16 protein-coding genes are annotated in these 19,197 nt (G+C 45.5%); 14 read left to right on the top strand and 2 right to left on the bottom strand.

Features of this window, described 5'->3' with window-relative positions; translation table 11 throughout:
- The first annotated feature begins 12 nt into the window (after positions 1 to 12).
- The 3 genes from uvrA to D6855_RS08760 are packed head-to-tail and all read left to right on the top strand — an operon-like array spanning position 13 to position 5,003.
- The gene (gene uvrA / locus D6855_RS08770; RefSeq protein WP_120740398.1) at positions 13 to 2,886 is read left to right on the top strand and encodes an excinuclease ABC subunit UvrA; all 2,874 of its coding nucleotides are present in this window, start codon (positions 13 to 15) and stop codon (positions 2,884 to 2,886) included.
- Between the two features lie 41 nt (positions 2,887 to 2,927).
- The gene (locus tag D6855_RS08765) at positions 2,928 to 3,827 is read left to right on the top strand and encodes a YveK family protein (protein ID WP_120740114.1); all 900 of its coding nucleotides are present in this window, start codon (positions 2,928 to 2,930) and stop codon (positions 3,825 to 3,827) included.
- Complete coding sequence (locus D6855_RS08760) at positions 3,828 to 5,003, top strand: EpsG family protein (RefSeq protein ID WP_120740112.1); 1,176 nt, start codon at positions 3,828 to 3,830, stop codon at positions 5,001 to 5,003.
- 50 nt (positions 5,004 to 5,053) lie between these two features.
- On the opposite strand, the gene D6855_RS08755 is transcribed toward D6855_RS08760, so the two are convergent.
- Complete coding sequence (locus tag D6855_RS08755; RefSeq protein ID WP_120740110.1) at positions 5,054 to 6,796, bottom strand: DUF6044 family protein; 1,743 nt, start codon at positions 6,794 to 6,796, stop codon at positions 5,054 to 5,056.
- Entirely contained in the window at positions 6,786 to 7,931 is a 1,146-nt protein-coding gene (locus D6855_RS08750; RefSeq protein WP_120740108.1) for an N-acetyl sugar amidotransferase, read from the bottom strand. Before D6855_RS08750 ends, D6855_RS08755 begins: the two co-directional genes overlap by 11 nt.
- Before the next feature lie 140 nt (positions 7,932 to 8,071).
- Between D6855_RS08750 and D6855_RS08745 the strand changes: the two genes are divergently transcribed.
- The 11 genes from D6855_RS08745 to D6855_RS08695 all read left to right on the top strand — a co-directional run bounded on the left by D6855_RS08745 (position 8,072) and on the right by D6855_RS08695 (position 19,191).
- Entirely contained in the window at positions 8,072 to 9,160 is a 1,089-nt protein-coding gene (locus D6855_RS08745) for a glycosyltransferase family 52 (RefSeq protein ID WP_243111847.1), read from the top strand.
- A gap of 35 nt (positions 9,161 to 9,195) precedes the next feature.
- Positions 9,196 to 9,657, top strand: a complete 462-nt coding sequence (locus D6855_RS08740; protein WP_158589495.1) for a GNAT family N-acetyltransferase — start codon at positions 9,196 to 9,198, stop codon at positions 9,655 to 9,657.
- 15 nt (positions 9,658 to 9,672) lie between these two features.
- Positions 9,673 to 10,728: a pseudaminic acid synthase gene (gene pseI / locus D6855_RS08735; RefSeq protein WP_120740099.1), complete on the top strand. Its 1,056-nt coding sequence runs from the start codon at positions 9,673 to 9,675 to the stop codon at positions 10,726 to 10,728.
- 21 nt (positions 10,729 to 10,749) lie between these two features.
- Entirely contained in the window at positions 10,750 to 11,856 is a 1,107-nt protein-coding gene (gene pseG / locus D6855_RS08730) for a UDP-2,4-diacetamido-2,4,6-trideoxy-beta-L-altropyranose hydrolase (RefSeq protein WP_120740097.1), read from the top strand.
- Entirely contained in the window at positions 11,853 to 12,545 is a 693-nt protein-coding gene (gene pseF / locus D6855_RS08725) for a pseudaminic acid cytidylyltransferase (RefSeq protein WP_120740095.1), read from the top strand. The genes pseG and pseF overlap by 4 nt, the downstream gene beginning before the upstream one ends.
- Positions 12,546 to 12,701: 156 nt before the next feature.
- The gene (locus D6855_RS08720) at positions 12,702 to 13,694 is read left to right on the top strand and encodes a rod shape-determining protein (protein WP_120740093.1); all 993 of its coding nucleotides are present in this window, start codon (positions 12,702 to 12,704) and stop codon (positions 13,692 to 13,694) included.
- A 57-nt stretch (positions 13,695 to 13,751) separates the two neighbouring features.
- Positions 13,752 to 14,702 (top strand): flagellar hook-basal body protein, encoded by a 951-nt coding sequence (locus tag D6855_RS08715; protein WP_120740090.1) that lies wholly within the window; start codon positions 13,752 to 13,754, stop codon positions 14,700 to 14,702.
- A gap of 142 nt (positions 14,703 to 14,844) precedes the next feature.
- Positions 14,845 to 15,678: a flagellar hook-basal body protein gene (locus D6855_RS08710; RefSeq protein ID WP_120740089.1), complete on the top strand. Its 834-nt coding sequence runs from the start codon at positions 14,845 to 14,847 to the stop codon at positions 15,676 to 15,678.
- 14 nt (positions 15,679 to 15,692) lie between these two features.
- Positions 15,693 to 16,118: a hypothetical protein gene (locus D6855_RS08705; RefSeq protein WP_120740087.1), complete on the top strand. Its 426-nt coding sequence runs from the start codon at positions 15,693 to 15,695 to the stop codon at positions 16,116 to 16,118.
- 87 nt (positions 16,119 to 16,205) lie between these two features.
- Positions 16,206 to 18,455 (top strand): SF1B family DNA helicase RecD2, encoded by a 2,250-nt coding sequence (recD2, locus tag D6855_RS08700; protein WP_120740085.1) that lies wholly within the window; start codon positions 16,206 to 16,208, stop codon positions 18,453 to 18,455.
- A complete protein-coding gene (locus D6855_RS08695; RefSeq protein WP_120740083.1) occupies positions 18,445 to 19,191 on the top strand; it encodes a ComF family protein in 747 nt (248 codons plus the stop codon). The genes recD2 and D6855_RS08695 overlap by 11 nt, the downstream gene beginning before the upstream one ends.
- Positions 19,192 to 19,197 lie beyond the last annotated feature (6 nt).

The raw sequence follows: 19,197 nt of genomic DNA, 5'->3' as shown, positions 1-19,197 counted from the left end.
GAAAACAGAAACATGACCAAGAAGAACACCACCACCAAGAGGATATTACCCTCTGATATTCATGACTATATCAGGGTTCGTGGTGCCAGCGAGCATAATTTAAAGCACGTAAACGTCAAGATTCCAAGGGGCACCCTTACAGTATTTACTGGAGTTTCAGGTTCTGGTAAGTCCTCCCTTGCTTTCGAGACCATTTTTGCAGAGGGACAGCGCAGATACATGGAGTCCCTTTCATCCTATGCCAGGATGTTCCTTGGTCAGATGGACAAGCCAAACGTAGAGGCTATAGAGGGACTGTCACCAACTATCTCAATCGATCAGAAGTCAACCAACAAGAACCCAAGATCAACCGTAGGAACAGTGACTGAGATCTACGACCACTTCAGACTTCTCTATGCCAGGATCGGTGTTCCCCACTGCCCTAACTGTGGCAGAGAGATTCGCAGACAGACTGTGGATGAGATGTGCGACCAGATCATGGCTCTCGGAGATGGAACCAAGCTTCAGATCCTTGCTCCAGTAGTTCGTGGCAAGAAGGGTGAACACCAGAAGACCCTGGACCGCGCCAAGAGAGCGGGATACGTCCGCGCAAGGATTGATGGAAGCCAGTACGAGATCACAGAGGAAGAGATCAAGCTGGACAAGAATATCAAGCACAGCATTGAGATCATTGTGGACAGAATCGTGGTCCGTGACGACAACGAGAACCTGAGAAGACGACTTACAGACTCTGTAGAGAGCGCACTGCAGCTTGCAGATGGCCTCCTTTTAGTAGATGTAATAGATGGAAAAGAGCTGAGCTTCTCCCAGAACTTTGCGTGCCCTGATTGTGGTATCAGCATCCCTGAGATCGAGCCAAGAAGCTTTTCCTTCAACAACCCATTTGGTGCCTGTCCGGATTGCCTTGGACTTGGCTACAAGATGGAGTTTGATGAGGACCTCATGATCCCTGATAAGAGCCTTTCCATCAACGACGGATGTATTGTTGTTATGGGTTGGCAGTCAGCCAACAAGGACTCAAGCTTTAGTAATGCGACACTGAAGGCCCTTGCCAAGGCTTACAAGTTCAGCCTTGATACACCATTCCAGGATCTTCCTGACAAGGCAAAAGAGGTACTGATCCACGGAGCTGACAAGACAGTAAATGTACATTACAAAGGCCAGCGCGGAGAGGGTGACTATCCTATCCTCTTTGATGGTCTTATTAAGAACGTAGAACAGAGATACAGAGAGACCTTCTCAGAGGCCATGAAGGCTGAGTATGAGGAGTACATGAGGATCACTCCATGTGCTCTCTGCGGCGGACAGAGACTTAAGAAGGAGTCTCTTGCTGTGACCATAGATGACAAGAATATCTACGAGATCACTTCCATGTCCATAGATGAGCTCAAGAACTATCTGGACAACATGAAGCTCACATCACAGCAGGAGATGATCGGTGCCCAGGTACTTAAAGAGATCAAAAACCGCGTAGGATTCCTTGTGGACGTAGGTCTTGATTACCTGTCTCTTTCAAGAGCAACAGGAACATTATCCGGAGGTGAGGCACAGCGTATAAGGCTTGCTACCCAGATCGGATCAGGACTTTGCGGAGTGTGCTACATCCTTGATGAGCCAAGTATCGGTCTTCATCAGAGGGACAATGACAAGCTCCTTAACACCCTTAAGAACCTCCGTGACCTTGGCAACACCCTCATAGTAGTTGAGCACGACGAAGATACCATGAGAGCAGCTGACTATATTGTTGACGTTGGTCCTGGAGCTGGTTCCCATGGTGGTAAGATCGTAGCCTGCGGAACTGCGGATGAGATCATGCAGGTAAAAGAGTCTGTCACAGGCCAGTACCTTGCGGGCAAACTCAAGATCCCGGTACCTGAGACAAGACGCGAGCCCAGAGGCTGGCTTAAGATAGTTGGTGCTCAGGAGAATAACTTAAAGAATATCGACATAGAAGTTCCGGTTGGAGTAATGACCATTGTTACCGGAGTATCAGGCTCTGGCAAGAGCTCTTTTGTCAACGAGATCCTGTACAAGCACCTTGCAAGAGACTTAAACCGCGCAAGATGTATCCCTGGTAAGCACAAAGCTTTAGAGGGTATCGAGCAGGTGGACAAGGTCATCGCCATCGACCAGTCACCTATTGGACGTACACCTCGTTCAAACCCTGCTACCTACACTGGAGTATTTGATCTTATAAGAGATCTGTTTGCAGGAACCCCGGATGCCAAGGCAAGAGGCTACAAGAAGGGACGTTTCTCCTTCAATGTCAAGGGCGGAAGATGTGAAGCCTGCGGAGGTGACGGAATCATCAAGATAGAGATGCACTTCCTTCCAGACGTATACGTTCCATGTGAAGTCTGCGGTGGTAAGCGTTACAACCACGAGACACTGGAAGTTAAGTACAAGGGTAAGAATATATACGATGTCCTTGATATGACAGTTGAGGAGGCTCTTAAGTTCTTTGAGAACGTTAAGACCATCAAGCGCAAGATTCAGACTCTTTACGATGTAGGTCTTGGATACGTTAAACTTGGTCAGCCAAGTACTGAGCTCTCAGGTGGTGAGGCTCAGAGGATCAAGCTTGCAACTGAGCTCTCTAAGGTTGGAACGGGTAAGACAGTTTACATCCTTGATGAGCCCACAACAGGTCTTCACTTTGCAGATGTACAAAAGCTCGTTAAGATCATGCAGCAGCTGGTTGATCAGGGCAACACCGTGGTTGTCATCGAGCACAATCTGGATGTCATCAAGACCGGTGATTACATCATCGATATGGGACCAGAGGGCGGTTCAAAGGGCGGAACAGTAGTTGTTTCCGGAACCCCAGAAGAGGTTGCCAAGTGCAAGAAGTCCTATACGGGAGCATATATCAAAAAGATGCTGTGATATAATGGTCAGAGAATACTAAATCATTGGGGGAGGGTACCATGCCCGAACAAAACAAATACAACAGAAGCTTAGACCTTAAGAGGTTCTGGCGTCAGTTTAAAAAGAGATTCTGGATGGTCATTGCTGCAACAGTCATTGGGGCAATAGTAGGACTGGTAGTTTATATCATCTACAGCAATGTTGTTGGCGGCGACACTGTATACCGCGTCAGGAATGACTATTTTGTAACCTTCGATTATGATGAGTTTCCTAATGGTCCGGACTATTTTAACGCCTATACCTGGGATGGGATCTTAAGAGATAATCCGGTAGTTGATAAGGCGCTTGAAGTGGCTCCCGATGTGACCAAACAGGATGTCCTTGACGCTGTAACCGGAGAGATCCTTGGAGATTACAGGGTTCTTACAGTCATAGTTACAGGCACTGATAAAGAGCTGGTAAAGAAGATCTCAGATGCTTACATGACAGCGCTTCCTGCCTTTGCAGATTCTCTTGAACAGATCGAAGCTATTGACTGCTGGACTGACGCAGAGATAGAGATATATGACGAGTATACAAGAGAGCCCAACGCCGCATTCCTTGGCGGTCTCATTGGACTTCTTGTAAGCATTTTTGCTGTACTTTTATATGGCATTTTCGACGACGGAATTTACTCAGAGAGAGACTGGGCTATGAATTACCCTGATATTCCTTATCTTGGCAAAAGAGATACTGACGAATACAGGGCAAACAGGTCCCATCTTCTTAGATATGACGGCAATTATATAGAGCTTTCATCTGATCAGATGAGATATGACCTTGATGAGTTTGACAGAATGAGAGCAGCTGACGGCGTTATCATCCTGCTTAGAGCAGGCAAGGATACAGCTGACAAGATGGACAAGGTTGTCTATACACTTAAGAAACAGAATGTAAATGTTGTGGGAGTGATGGAGTAAATGATCCTTTATTCGCTGATCGCTGTCATAACTATTCTTATGGCATGCCAGTACAGGACAACTGAAGATCTGGACAGAGTGGTTTACCCAGCAGGTAAGTACTCCCCAAGGGGAAATGTGGGTTATACCACAAGAGGTAAGGCTCTTAACACCCTTATGATGGTGTCCATTTTTGTGGTGCTCACACTTCTTGCAGCTCTGCGCCTTGAGGTTGGCAATGACTACGGAACCTATGTGGTTACCTGTCACGAGATATTCCAGAAGGGCTATGTTGTTACAGAGCCAGGCTATAACTTCGTTGTAAGAGTTCTCTACACCTTATCTGGAAAAGAAGATTATCTTCTTATGTTTGGTGTATTTGCTGCAGCGATTGTGGCGGTGTTTTTGAAAGTCCTTAAGGAACAGGCAGACAGCTTCTCATGGGCATTTTTCATGTTTATGACCATGGGGCTTTATTACAAGAGTTTTAATACTGTAAGATATTATTTCGCTCTTGCTGTTGTCACCTTTGCTATCAGATATCTGGTGGATATAAACAGGGAGAATCTGTTTAAATTCTTTGCTTTGATCTTCTTTGCAGCACTGTTCCACAAGAGCGTGCTTATTGTTATACCAATGTATTTCATCGCCAGGATCCCATGGAAGAGATGGGCACTTATAGTTCTGGCAGCGTTCGGACTTGTGGCAGCTCTTTTACATGAGCAGATAATGGCAATAGCTTTAAAGCTTTATCCATCTTACAAAAACACGATCTACATTGAAGAGAGTCACACCTTACTTGAGAATGCTGCTCCAATCATGGGCTGTATCTTCATGATAGTGATCTGCATCATATGTTATAAAGAGGCGATTGGGAACAGAAATGATAACCGCATGTATTTCAACATGAATATCATGGCAGTTGCACTGTATCTGTCATGCTTCTGGATCCCGCTGGTAACGAGATTTGCTTACTATCTGACTACAGTGCAGATACTGCTTATCCCCAATGTTATCTGCAGCATCAAAAATCCCAGGAAAAAGAAATGGGTGTCCATTGCTGTTATCGCATTCTGTATCCTGTACTTCCTGTACTTCTTAAGACAGGCTGATCAGGAGGGATTTAAGGTGCTTCCTTATAAGAGCTGGCTCTTCTATGAAACCAGGTTCCTCGATCAGACAGATCTTGCCAGATAAAAAATAATCCCCTTGAGGCAGTGCCTCAAGGGGTATTTAATTGATCATATTTACAGGCTATAAACATAGATAGTATATGGACTTGATGGATCGCTGTAACTTCCTACAAGCTTAAGTCCGATCTCTGAAGCATTTGATATCTCAAATCTTGCAAAGATATACTTGCAGTCGAGGTTCTTTAGCTCATCCATGTCGCATACAAGTCTCTTATCTGCTGGATCCATAACTCGCAGCGGTGCATAGGTGTTCTCGTCATCAGCGGAGATAAGATTAACTCTTGCGCCCCATCCAACGAAGTAATCAGCAAGGGAAGGAGATCTTTCAAAGGCAGGTTCTATAACCTTCTGCCACGTATCCTTATAGTCCTGAGCGTACATTCCAAGATATCCGTCTACAGAAGAAATTCCGTTGTAGTTAAGGATCGCAGGATGCATTCCAAATGTTGCGGACCACTCCCCATTATAATCTATTTCATCTTTTATCTTCTCAAATAACTTCTCTGAATAGAATTCGTTGTAATTAACTGTGCTGGTCTCTTTGTGCTTGAGAATCTTGAAAGCCTGATTGTAGCAGGTGTAGTAGAAATCGTTGTAGACCTGCGGAACAAACATCACCACAAGAACAGAAAGGGTTGCGATAACATTTGCAAGGAGCTTTAAGTTCTTTTTACTGTAATCGTACATTCTCATGCACACAAGCAGAAGCTCTGCGTACCAAAGGAATGTGTTGAAGTAAGCGGTTCTTGCAAACTCAAAACCTGTAAGCTTTGGAACGATCACCTCAAGGAGATGTCTGAATGGTGCGAACTGATAAAGACCAAAGATAAGGACGTTGAAGATGATCCATATCATCAGGAGATTTACAGGATCCTTACAGATCTCTTTTGCCCTGCCAGCTCTTATGTATCCGGCATTGATAAGGACTATTGCCACAAGAACTACTCCAAGAACAATGTAGGTGTGGGAATCCTCAGAATGGAATGAGGCATTAACGAACTCGTCAAAGGCTGTCTTCATGGCCTGACCAAAGGTGAGATCTCCGTGGTCCATAGTGGTTCTGATAGTCACGGTGTCAGTTCCAAGCATGGCGCCAAAGAGTCTGTACTCAAACAGGATGTAGCCAATGGACAGAATAACTATCGACAGGAAGGTGCTAAGCGGAAAGCGCCTGTCCCTGATCCACAGGATTATAACTGCCACAACCATGTAGCACAGGATGAAGAATCCGTGGTAGGAGAAGTAAGAAATAAATGGATAGCAGAATACTAAAGCGTACCAGGGAAGCCTCTCCTTAAGAGACTCTGAGCGGTATATCTTAATCAGAAACAAAACGATAAATGGAACTGATGTAAAGGCTATTCCATAGGTTGGGAAAACCGGGATCATTCCAAAAGCAGCAGCGATGACAACAACCAGTGGTTTGTAAGATTCGTAGCGGTCTGCCAGTAGCTCTTTTGCCAGAAGGATAAAAGAGATGATTCCGATGGCGATCTTGGCTGCGTAGCCTGCAATGTAAGCCCAGTACCCGGGAAAAAGGATGTAGAACAGGTTGTAGAGATTAAACTCGCTTCCAAAAAGGTCTCTTGAAACCCCATGAAGGATAGGAGCATTGACACCATGGGCAAACCAGAGTCCTCCCTTTTTGAGCATCTCATAGTGAGCCATGAACAGATCTAAGTTGTCATGGATCTGAAAGTAACTTTCTCCACGAAATACAAGGAACACTGCCGCTTGTATAAGAAGCAGTGTTCCTGTCAGGTACATATACCATTTCTTTTTGATGTTATGATTCATAGTCCTCACCAACAGTAAATTTTGGTACCCACTTGCCATCTTTCTTTTCGAAGAGGTCTTTGTTTACGTAGCGGTCAACTACCTCCCAGAACTCTTCCTTGGTGATGGAGAGGTACTTGCAAGCCTTCTCGATGTATTGCTCGCCGCACTTGCCGTCGTACTCGTTAACATACCACTTGCCGTTTTCACGGTCGAATCTGCTTTCTCTTATGTCGTAGCAGATTTCGTCTGTAGCGTAGCCAAAGCCGAACTTGAGGTACTTGATCATCTGGTTAGGGATCTGAAGATCTGAGTCGAGGGCTGTGTATCTTCTGTATCTTCCAAGGTCGTAGAGGCTGTCACTTCTGCCTGTGAGGCCTCTTGCAACAGCGAAGTCAGCGTTGTGAACCTGTGACCACTCCTTGGTGTAGTACTGAAGGAAGATAGCCTTGATGCCCTTAGCCTGCATCTCCTCAACAGTAGGTATCTTATACAGGAAAAGATCTTTTTCCGTAATGTTATTTGAAAGATCAACGAAGCTCTCTACGCTGGCGCCACGGATAGTCTCAAGCTGCATAACTGAAAAAGCATTGCCGGTAGCTTCCTGGTTCTTGGCAGCTCCAAGTGTAAGAGCAGCGTTCTCACCCTGGATGATAAGTGGGATGTTGAACTTAACAGCCATGATGTATGAAGATGCCCACAGGCAATACTCTGAAGCGGCGATGATGTTGCCTCTCTCAAAGAATGATTTCCTTGCAAGCTTCTTGGCTACGATAGGGTTTGGACGGATAGAGATGATATCAAAGCCCAGGTTGTTGAGGTTGTCGATATTCTTCTGACCGATCTCAGTGATCTCATCTGGCATGCAGTTTATGAGAAGTGGATTAAGTCCAAGCTTCTCCTTGGCATAAACTGCCTGAAAAGTAGAATCCTTACCGCCGGATACACCGATAATGCAGTCGTAGGTGTTACCTCTCTTTTTAGCCTCTGCCTTGGCTTCCTCGGCGAAGGCATGAAGCTCAGCTTCTCTAGCAGCCCAATCAATTGTTGCCTTGGACTCTTCGTATCTGCAGGCAAAGCATACCTGCTCATCATCAAAGACGATACCTGGCCTTGTGTCTGGCTGAAGGCATCTCTTGCAATATTTCATTTTCATGAAAAAATTCCTCCGGAAATTTCTTATATATATATACTCGACTAAAAGTATACTACCTATGGCAAAATGGGGGCAAGAAATTTCGCTATAGTTTGCCCTTTTGGGACAGCCATCATATAATTAAAGGCATGAAGAGGGATATGAAAAAAGACAGAGTTTACATATGTCACACTTACTATCACGCGTACATTGCAGTGGTCAAGGAGCTTGTAGCAAGGCAGGAAGGAAAGGGGAGCGCAGACATCATCCTCAGCACCATGTCCAACAACTTTGAACAGCTCCCGGAGAGACTTCGTAGGGCAGGCGTCTTTGACAACGTATTTATGTACGACGAAAAAGAGGATGTTACCTCCGAAGAAGTAATGAGCTATCACCAGGATAAGGGAAACATTGTTGCGAACCTTATCCAGAGGATCACATACACAAGGCTTCTTGGAAAACTCCAGGAAGACTACATTCCAACTGACCTTGCGGCCTACAGGGATGTATACGTGTTCTGCGATTCAGATCCGATCGGATACTATCTCAATTATAAAAAGATATACTACCACGCTGTGGAGGATGGCCTTAATTCAGGTAAGCTCGATGATCAGGCAAGGAACTCCAACCGCGGTGCGTGGCCTCTTAAGAAGTTCATGGCATCCCTTGGACTTATCTTTATTGAGAGCGGCTATAGCAAGTACTGCATTGATTTTGAAGTCAATGATATAAGCGTCAATCACAAGCCTCCCAAGAACATCGTGGAGGTTTCAAGAGAAGAGCTAAGGAGTAAACTGACTTCAGATGACCACAGGCTTCTGGTGGACATCTTCCTGCCAAATAAGGAGAAGGTTGTAAGCCAGCTCCTTGGAACAGGTGAATATGCTGAGGCAGAAAAAAGGCCACAGGTCATGATCCTTACTGAGCCCCTTTGCGAGCTGGATGTAAGGGAAAAGATATTTGGAGACATCGTAAAAGATTACATAGATACAAACAGAGTGATCATCAAGCCTCACCCAAGGGATCTTCTGGATTACGAGAAGGCTTTCCCGGGAGTGGTTGTAGTAAGGGACAGATTCCCCATGGAGGTTCTTGGGGACATCGAGGGCTTTGCTGTAGATAAGGTAATATCAGTCATCACCCAGATGGACAATGTTTATTTTGCAAAAGAGATCGTCTATCTTGGCCTGGATTTTCTTGATAAGTACGAGGATCCCAGTATCCACAGGATGAATGAGAGTCTGGACTAATAAGATTTGGCAGATGTTTTTTCATGGAGGCAGATTTGGAAGAAAAGAAGGAAAACAGAATATTCTTAAGAAGAGCCACCATGGAGGATGCTGAAGATCTTTTGCGGTGGAGAAATGATGAGACCACAAGAGCCAACTCTTTTACCAAGGACGTTATTGACCTTGATTCCCACAAGAAGTGGCTTTCAAAGAAGCTGTCGCAATCTGACTGCCATCTGTTTGTCATGATGGATGGGGATGAAAAGGTTGGAAACATAAGGGTCGACGTTGAAGGTGACGTTGGCGAGATCAGCTACATGATAGCTCCCAAGAAGCGTGGCAGGGGCTACGGAAAAAAGATAATCGCCCTGGTGGAAAAAGAGATGCCGGCGGAAGTTAAGACACTGATCGGACTTACCCTTAAGGACAACAAGGTCTCAGGAAGATGTTTTCTTGCTAACGGATATACAGCTTCAGATGCAGAAGACGCCCTGTGCTATTCAAAGGGTATAAATTAAGATTTAGGAGCAGATATGTTTAATAAGAGTTTTAAGATTGGAAACAGAATGGTTGGAGAGGATCAGCCCTGCATGATAGTTGCTGAGATCTCAGGTAATCACAACGGCGATTACAACAGAGCTGTTGAGATAATCCACGCAGCCCACGAGGCGGGAGCAGACGCGATCAAGCTTCAGACCTACACTGCAGACACCATAACAATAGACTGTGATAAGCCATGGTTCATGACTCCGGGGGATGGACTCTGGGCAGGAAGGACTCTTCATAACCTGTATGAGGAGGCCTACACTCCATGGGAGTGGCACGAGGGTCTAATGAATGAAGCGAGAAACCTTGGTATGGAGGCTTTTTCTTCTCCTTTTGATCCAACTTCTGTGGACTATTTAGAGAACCTGAATGTACCAGCTTACAAGATAGCAAGCTTTGAGATAAACGACATTCCTCTTATCAGGAAGATCGCGGCGCTTCACAAGCCCATTATCTTTGCTACAGGAATCGCCTACGAGGAGGACATTAAGCTTGCTCTTGATACCTGCAGACAGGAAGGCAATAACGACGTTATCCTTCTTAAGTGCGTAAGCGCATATCCTACGCCTTATAACCTTGTGAACCTCAGGATGATACCTACTCTTGCAAAAGAGTATGACTGTCTTGTGGGACTTTCAGATCACACTCCGGGAAGCGTCATTCCTACAGGAAGCGTTCCCTTTGGCGTTAAGATGATCGAGAAGCACCTGACTCTGGACCGTTCTGCAGGCGGTGTTGACGATGCCTTTTCAATGGAGCCATCAGAGTTTGCTGAGATGGTCAAGAACGTAAGGATTATGGAAGAGGCTCTTGGAGACTCAGAATACAAGCTCACTGACAAGCAGGTTAAAGAGCGGAGCCTTTCAAGATCTCTTTTCATCGTCAAGGATGTTAAGGCAGGAGAAGAGCTGACTCCTGATAATGTCAGATCCATCAGGCCTGGAATTGGCATGCACACCAAACACTACGAAGAGGTTCTTGGCCGCAAAGCCAAGACTGACCTTGAAAAAGGAACCCCACTTAGCTGGGACATCATTGAATAAACCGTAAGGAATTTAGGCATTATGATAGGAATCAGAGCAGATGCCAACAAAATAATTGCGACAGGCCACGTGATGCGTTGCATAACCATCGCCAGAGAGATCATTGCCCTTGGTGAAGCTGTGACATTTTTCGTGGCGGACGAGGAGTCCAGAGACCTTATCGCTGGCTACGCTGGCGACCTGGAAGCCTGTGAGGTTGTTGTTCTTGGAAGCAGCTACGACCACATGGAAGATGAACTTCCTGCTTTGGGAAAAGAGCTAATGGCCAGAAACGTAGATGTTCTCCTTGTGGATTCCTATTTTGTTACACACAGATATTTCGAAGAGATAGGTAAGATCTGCCAGGTAGTCTACATGGACGACCTGGGAAAAGAGCCTTATCCGGTTGATATACTTATCAACTACAGCGGCTACTACAAAGCCTTGGGATATGAAGCGCTATATCAGGACATGAAGGGACATAAAGGCTCTCCAACGAGACTCCTTCTTGGCCTTGAGTATGCGCCTCTTAGAAGACAGTTCTATGAAAGTACTGCAAAGGGCGAAGCTTCAGAAGCTGATGACAGGCTCCATGTTCTTCTAACAGCTGGAGGTGCTGATATGCATGGGATGCTCCTTGCTACTTTGAAGGCTGCAGAAAACGCTGGGTTATTAGCTGCCCAATTCACATGGGAAGTTGTAGTTGGAAGTCTGGTTGGCGACGCTGATGCCATTGACGCTTTAGCAGGAAACTACAGCAACATCCGCATCCACCGCTCTGTCACCAATATGGCAGATCTTATGCGAAGCTGTGATATAGCCATCGCGGCAGCAGGTACCATGCTCACCGAGTGCGCTGCAATTCATCTCCCAGCGATCTTTTATCAGGTCGCTGACAATCAGAAATTCAACGTGGAATTCTGGCAGACCAATGGCGGAATGATCTTTGCGGGGGATGTGACTTCTGCAAACCAGGACGGATCAGGCAAAGAGACCACACTAGAGAATATCTGTGCATTTTTGAATGACATAAAAGTCAATATATCCAGGCTCGATGATATGAAATCCGCCCTGTCAGGTTTAACCGATGGCCGCGGTGCTATAAAAATCGCCAAGGAACTTATTTCTATGGAGGAAGAGGCAAAATGAAAACTCTTGCCATGATAACTGCCAGAGGAGGCAGTAAGAGAATACCAAGGAAGAATATAAAAGACTTTAATGGAAAGCCTATCATGGCTTACTCTATTGAGGCTGCGCTTAAGTCTGGTGTGTTCGATGAAGTTATGGTCTCAACAGATGACCAGGAGATTGCAGATATCGCAAGGAAGTACGGTGCAGTAGTACCTTTCTTTAGAAGTGAGGAGACCTCCAACGATTATGCAACAACGGTGGATGTTATTGATGAAGTTATCAGGGAATACCACGATCGTGGGAAGGACTTTGATGTGTTTGCCTGCATTTATCCAACAGCTCCTTTTATCACAGCAGATAAGCTCAAGGAAGCAGTTGAGAAGCTGTCAGCATCAGATGCTGACTCTCTTATCCCGGTGGTGAGATTTTCCTATCCGCCTCAGAGAGCAATGGAGATTCACGATGGTTCTCTGGTATTCAGACATCCTGAACACTTAAGAACAAGATCCCAGGACCTTGAGCCGCATTACCACGACGCAGGTCAGTTCTATGTTGCAAAGACCGAGAGCTTTCTGAAAAACAAGGGAATCATGGTGGGTAAGATCCTTCCTATTGAGCTTTCAGAGCTTGAGGTTCAGGATATCGACAGCGAAGTTGACTGGAAGCTTGCAGAGATGAAATATAAACTCTTGCAGAATGAGGGTTAACATTTAGTAAGGTCCTGCCGATATACTATAGTAGTGAATAGCCTCTTTTAAATCTCCTTTCTTTGAGGTATAATGTGGAATGAAATCTTAGACTTAATTGTTAATATCCGCATCTATGCGGTTTTGCATATGCTTTGAAAGGGGTAATCACAAATTATGCAGTACGCAGATATTGGAATCGATTTAGGAACAGCATCTGTCCTTGTTTACATTAAGGGCAAGGGCGTTGTATTAAAAGAGCCATCAGTTGTGGCTTATGACAGAGATACAGAAGAGATCAAGGCTATTGGAGAGGATGCAAGACTTATGCTTGGTCGTACACCAGGCAACATCGTTGCAGTAAGACCTCTTCGTCAGGGCGTTATCTCTAACTACAAGATCACAGAGCAGATGATGAGATACTTCATCAAGAAGGCCATCGGACGCAGGATCCACAGGAAGCCATTCATCGCAGTATGTGTTCCTTCAGGAGCTACAGAAGTTGAGAAGAAGGCTGTAGAGGATGCAACAAGACTCTGTGGTGCAAGAGATGTTAAGACAATCGAGGAGCCTATTGCAGCAGCTATCGGCGCTGGTATCGATATTACCAAGCCATGCGGCAATATGATCGTTGATATAGGCGGTGGTACATCAGATATCGCAGTTATCTCACTTGGCGGTACAGTTGTCAGCACATCAGTTAAGGTTGCCGGTGATGACTTTGATGAGGCCATTGTCCGTTACATGCGTAAGAAGCACAATCTTCTTATCGGTGACAGAACAGCTGAGGATATCAAGATCAAGATCGGATCTGCTTATCCAAGAGCTGAGAATGACTTTATGGATGTTAGAGGCAGAAACCTTGTAACTGGTCTTCCTAAGACAGTCAAGGTATCTTCCGAGGAGACAGAAGAGGCTCTCAGAGAGACCACTTCACAGATCATCGACGCTATCCACAGCGTCCTTGAGAATACACCACCTGAGCTTGCAGCTGATATTGCTGACAGAGGAATCGTCCTTACTGGTGGCGGTGCTCTTCTTAGAGGCCTCGAGGATCTTATTTATTCAAAAACAGGAATCAACACCATGACAGCTGAGGATCCAATGACAGCAGTAGCTATTGGAACAGGCCGTTATGTTGAATTTATCGCTGGTTACCGCGAAGACTAAAATTGCTCTGCTTATGGATTAAGCGGAAGTAGAGCCAGGAGGGCAAAGGGTTTTTGTATGGTTAAGGGTCTTTATACTGCTTACACAGGAATGATCAACGAGCAGCACAGAATGGATGTGCTCACCAACAATCTTGCCAATGCCAATACCAACGGTTACAAAAAAGAAGGCGCAACTGCACAGTCTTTTTCTGATCAGCTTGCGCTCAAAATCAAGGACTATACTGATGCCCCGTTCACTGCCCGTGGACTGGGCATTATTAATCCCGGTGTCAAGATTGGTGAGGGCTATGTAGACTGGACAGAAGGTCCAATGAGAGAAACGGGCAACACCTTTGACATGGCTATCGGAGGCTATGGTTTCTTTGGAATTGAATATGCGATAAAGCTTCCTGAAGAAACTGAAGAGGCCGGCGAAGGCGGCACAATTACTGAGACCTACATGGAGAAGTACTTAAGGCTCCAGAGACAGAAGAGAGAACTTGCAGCATATCAGGCAGGCAAGCTTTCACTGGATGAGATGCTTGACGATGGATTCCAGCAGGAGATCATGTACACCAGAGATGGTAACTTCACACTCACTTCTGAGGGTGTTCTCGTTACACAGGATGGAGACTTTGTTCTTAATGCTGAGGGCGGACATATCCAGCTTGACCCCAATCTTCCTGTACAGATCAGCATGACAGGTGAGATCATGCAGGACGGAGAGGTTGTAGCCAATATCGGAGTGTTTGATTTTGAGAAACAGATATATCCGGATGGCAGATACAGCTATGATACCTTGGAGCATTACGGCGAAAATGCCTACAGAGCAACAGCTGATGCAGTAGCTATCAACGGAACTGGCTCTGTATATGCAGGATTCCTTGAGCAGTCCAATGTGTCTGTTGTAGATGAGATGGTTCAGATGATCGCAGTTCAGAGAAACTACGACACCAACCAGAAGATGATCACTACAATTGATGATACTTTAGACCTGGCAGTTAACCAGGTAGGACGTCTCTCTTAAAAAGTTTATAAAATTTTAATAATTTCAATGGCACTAATAGACGATAAATAAACAGAGAACTATATTGAAGTCACGGATGACGAATTATTCATTAGGAGCCATGGATGGTAAAAGCTTCTGATGGGTTGGAGGGTGACTAAATATGGTAAGAAGTTTATGGACAGCAGCAACAGGAATGAACGCGCAGCAGGTTAATGTGGATACTATTTCCAACAACCTTGCCAACGTTAATACAACAGGATATAAGGCACAGGGTGCGCAGTTCAAATCTCTTTTATATCAGGAGTTACAGACAGTAACTACCACCGCAAATGGTGCTCCTAAGCCAACCAATTCGCAGGTTGGTCTTGGTGTGCGCACATCAACTATCAATCAGTTCTTTTCCCAGGGATCATTTCAGGATAGTGACAACCCAGCGGCACTTGCTATAAGTGGCGATGGTTTCTTTAGTTATCTTGCAGCAGATGGTGAGACACAGCTCTACACCAGAAACGGTAACTTCACCTGGGCTCTTGCAGAAGTAGATGGAACAGATCTTGTTCTTACAACAGCTGAAGGAAACAAAGTTCTTGATATAAATGGTGAAGAGATCGTAGTTGATGGTAACAGGATTGCAAGCCGTATCACAATCGGCGGCGATGGCAAGATTTATTATCCTGACGATCAGGGTGTTCCTCAGCAGATCAATGGTCTTCAGATCGGACTGTGGCAGTTCCCTAACAGAGAAGGTCTTGAGAGAGTAGGAAGCGTAGCATGGCAGCAGACAGCAGCCAGCGGCGAACCTATCAACGAGAATGAAGCTAACGGCGAGATCAAGAAGAGTGAGATCGTTCAGGGTTACCTTGAGGGATCAAACGTAAATGTAGCAACAGAGATGGTTAACCTGATTGTTGCACAGCGTGCATACGAGATGAACTCAACAGCTATTCAGACAACAGACCAGATGATGCAGACAGCTAACCAGCTGAAGAGATAATTTAGAGGTGTATAATGGCAGGCCTTGATATCAAAGGAATCAACGCTTCGGCGATAACTGAATATGCCATGCAGGAGAGCAAAAATGCCAGCACCATCGCTCTTCAGAAAAAGCTTGAGAACACTGCAAGGTCTCAGCATGCTTCTGATGATGAGCTTTGGCAGGCCTGCAAGAGCTTTGAGTCTTATTTCCTTGAGCAGGTATTCAAGGAGATGCAGAAGTCTGTAGATGCTCTTAAATCCGATGAGGGAGATAAGTCTACACAGACTCTTGTGGACTACTTCAAGGATCAGACTCTTCAGGAGATATGTTCAACTTCTGTTGATACACAGAGTAATGGATTCGCCCAGATGCTCTATGAGAACCTCAGAAGAACCTACAACATCCCTGAGGCTCCAGTGGAAGAGGCAGCTGCTTCAGAGGGTCCGGCACAGGTTTAATTCTTAATAAATCTTAATAATTTAGCCGTCTTAATCTTAAGAATATCTTAAAGATTAGACGGCTTTTATTATGCTATACTGATACCTATGGAAAAAATCAAAGGTTATATTGAACACTTCATATATAGAAACACAGAAAATGGCTACGGGGTTCTGAACCTGGTGGCTTCTGATGATGAGATCATCTGTACCGGCGTGTTTCGTGATGTTGATATAGGAGACACCATAGAGGCTGAGGGTGAGTACATAAGTCACCCTGTCTACGGTGATCAGTTTAAGGTGGCTGGCTACGAGGTTTCTGTTCCTGACGATGCTGCATCTATGCAGAGGTACCTTGGCTCCGGCGCCATCAGGGGCATAGGAGAAGCCTTAGCCAAGAGGATTGTAAGCACCTTTAAGGATGACACCTTCAGGATCATCGAGGAAGAGCCTGAGAGACTGGCTGAGATCAAGGGTATCAGCGAGAAAAAAGCTATGGACATCGCCATGCAGATGGCTGAAAAGAGAGAGATGAGAAATGCCATGATCTTTCTTCAGCAGTATGGCATCTCGGACAATCTTGCGGTCAAGATCTACAACACTTACGGCGAGCGAATTTACAAGGTCATTAAGGAAAACCCATACCAGCTTTCAGATGACATCGCAGGTGTGGGATTTAAGACCGCTGATGAGATCGCTGGTAAAGTAGGCATTCAGATAGATTCTGACTACAGGATAAAGAGTGGAATTCTCTATGCTCTGCTTCAGGCTTCTCTTGATGGCAATACCTATCTTCCAATGGATGAGCTCACAAGGCGTACCATCGACGTTCTTTCCACAAGACCGGACTACGACATAGATGAGCAGACAGTAAGGACACAGATAGCTAACCTCACAGTAGACAAAAAGCTCATCATTAAAAATGACAGCGATGTTTATGCTGCCACTTACTACTACGAGGAGCAGGGCTGCGCAGCCATGCTCTACAACCTCAATATTACTGAGAGAGTATCTGAGGCTGACAGGGAACATTACAGACAGCAGATAATAGATATGGAGGCCGCAAGGAACATAGAGCTTGACGACCTTCAGCTGGATGCTGTCGTTCAGAGTATCACTAATGGAATCGTGATAATTACTGGTGGTCCTGGAACAGGTAAGACCACCACTATCAATACCATTATCAATTACTACGCCAGGATGGGGCTTGATATCATGCTGGCTGCACCAACAGGCCGCGCAGCCAAGAGGATGACTGAGGCGACGGGGTATGAGGCCAAGACCATCCACAGGCTTCTTGAAGTTTCAGGACAGGTGGATGATGACGAGAAGGGGAGATCTTCCGGAGTACATTTTGAGAGAAACCGTGATAACCCTCTTGAGACAGACGCAATAATCATCGACGAGATGTCCATGGTGGATATTCATCTCTTTTACGCCCTGCTAAAGGCCCTTATTCCAGGAGTTCACCTGATCCTTGTGGGAGACAGCTCACAGCTTCCAAGTGTAGGACCTGGACAGGTTCTTAAGGACCTTATCGACAGCGGAAGGTTCTCAACGATATTCCTAAAAAAGATATTCCGCCAGGCTGAAGAGAGCGACATTGTCATGAATGCCCACAGGATCCACGATGGTCAGGCTCCGGTACTGGATAACAAGAGCAAGGATTTCTTTTTCCTTGAAAGAAATGACCCTAACGTCATCTACAAGCACATGGTGCAGCTAATAAGGGACAAACTGCCATCCTATGTGGATGCAGGCCCCTTTGATATTCAGGTTCTTACACCTATGAAAAAGGGAGCTCTTGGCGCACAGCAGCTTAACCTCATTCTCCAGGAGTACTTAAATCCTCCTGAGGATGGTAAAAAAGAGCACGCCTACGGGGACCATGTATTTCGCGAAGGCGACAAGGTCATGCAGATAAGGAACAACTATCAGGCCACCTGGGAGATCGTGGGCAAATACAACATTGCTATAGATTCCGGAATGGGAGTATTTAACGGCGACATGGGCGTGATCAGGGAGATCAACGAGTACTCTCAGGACATGATCGTAGAGTTCGATGAGAAAAAGAGAGTTCGTTACCCCTTTGCTGACCTGGATGAGCTGGAGCTTTCCTACGCTATCACTATTCATAAGTCCCAGGGAAGTGAGTATCCTGCAGTTATCATGCCACTTCTTGGAGGACCTAAGATGCTGCTTAACAGGAATCTTCTGTACACAGCTGTCACCAGGGCAAAGAGTACGGTCTGCATCCTTGGCAGTAGCCAGACGGTTATGACCATGGTGTCTAACGAACAGCAGCTTAAGAGATACACAGGATTAGAGGACAGGATAAAAGAGATATTTGAAGAATAGACAGTTTGAAAGGGCATTGGATATTATCTATCCAAGGCGCTGCGCCATCTGTGATGAGGTGGTTCCCGCCTTCACCTTTAAGAATGGGAGGATAAATAGAGGCGAAGTAGTACACAGAGAGTGCCTTAAGAAAATAGAATTTGTCGGAGGTAATACCTGTTTTAAGTGCGGGAAGCCTCTAGGCATGGACTCTGATGAAGAATACTGCCAGGACTGCAGGGAGAGGAGACATCTCTTTTCCCGTGGATACTCAGTGTTTGCATACAGGAGCATTTCCGGGTCCATCTACAAGTTCAAGTATATGGGAAGACAGGAATACGCCAGGTTTTATGGCATTGCAACCAGAAAACGTCTTGGAAAGACCTTGCAGAGTCTTGGCATAGATGCCATAGTACCGGTTCCGATGTATGGGCCCAAGCAGCAAAAACGAGGCTACAATCAGGCGGAAAGGTATGCCAGAGCAGTTTCCGAGGAACTTTCGATACCTATTTACACTGACGTCATAAAGAGGGTCAGAAATACGCTCCCAATGAAGGAACTGGACGCTTTGGGGCGGCGCAATAATTTGAAAAAAGCTTTTATTATAGCGAAAAATGATGTAAAATTTAAGTGCGTACTTATAATCGATGACATCTACACAACTGGAAGTACTATTGATGAGATCGCCCATGAGTTTCAGATGGCGGGCGTTAAAAAGATATACTTTTTGACTCTTGCTATCGGGCAAACTACTTAAATATAT

This window comes from Butyrivibrio sp. CB08, from assembly GCF_003625485.1.
In the GTDB taxonomy this organism is placed as follows: Bacteria; Bacillota; Clostridia; order Lachnospirales; family Lachnospiraceae; genus Butyrivibrio.
Note: the sequence above shows the minus strand (reverse complement) of the source record. Positions and strands in the feature narration are given on the sequence as shown.

Excerpts from the sequence above, each read along its gene's own strand:
- uvrA (WP_120740398.1), top strand. The coding sequence starts at position 13 with ATGACCAAGAAGAACACCACCACCAAGAGGATATTACCCTCTGATATT.
- D6855_RS08765 (WP_120740114.1), top strand. The coding sequence starts at position 2,928 with ATGCCCGAACAAAACAAATACAACAGAAGCTTAGACCTTAAGAGGTTC.
- D6855_RS08760 (WP_120740112.1), top strand. The coding sequence starts at position 3,828 with ATGATCCTTTATTCGCTGATCGCTGTCATAACTATTCTTATGGCATGC.
- D6855_RS08755 (WP_120740110.1), bottom strand. The coding sequence starts at position 6,796 with ATGAATCATAACATCAAAAAGAAATGGTATATGTACCTGACAGGAACA.
- D6855_RS08750 (WP_120740108.1), bottom strand. The coding sequence starts at position 7,931 with ATGAAAATGAAATATTGCAAGAGATGCCTTCAGCCAGACACAAGGCCA.
- D6855_RS08745 (WP_243111847.1), top strand. The coding sequence starts at position 8,072 with ATGAAAAAAGACAGAGTTTACATATGTCACACTTACTATCACGCGTAC.
- pseI (WP_120740099.1), top strand. The coding sequence starts at position 9,673 with ATGTTTAATAAGAGTTTTAAGATTGGAAACAGAATGGTTGGAGAGGAT.
- pseG (WP_120740097.1), top strand. The coding sequence starts at position 10,750 with ATGATAGGAATCAGAGCAGATGCCAACAAAATAATTGCGACAGGCCAC.
- pseF (WP_120740095.1), top strand. The coding sequence starts at position 11,853 with ATGAAAACTCTTGCCATGATAACTGCCAGAGGAGGCAGTAAGAGAATA.
- D6855_RS08720 (WP_120740093.1), top strand. The coding sequence starts at position 12,702 with ATGCAGTACGCAGATATTGGAATCGATTTAGGAACAGCATCTGTCCTT.
- D6855_RS08715 (WP_120740090.1), top strand. The coding sequence starts at position 13,752 with ATGGTTAAGGGTCTTTATACTGCTTACACAGGAATGATCAACGAGCAG.
- D6855_RS08710 (WP_120740089.1), top strand. The coding sequence starts at position 14,845 with ATGGTAAGAAGTTTATGGACAGCAGCAACAGGAATGAACGCGCAGCAG.
- D6855_RS08705 (WP_120740087.1), top strand. The coding sequence starts at position 15,693 with ATGGCAGGCCTTGATATCAAAGGAATCAACGCTTCGGCGATAACTGAA.
- recD2 (WP_120740085.1), top strand. The coding sequence starts at position 16,206 with ATGGAAAAAATCAAAGGTTATATTGAACACTTCATATATAGAAACACA.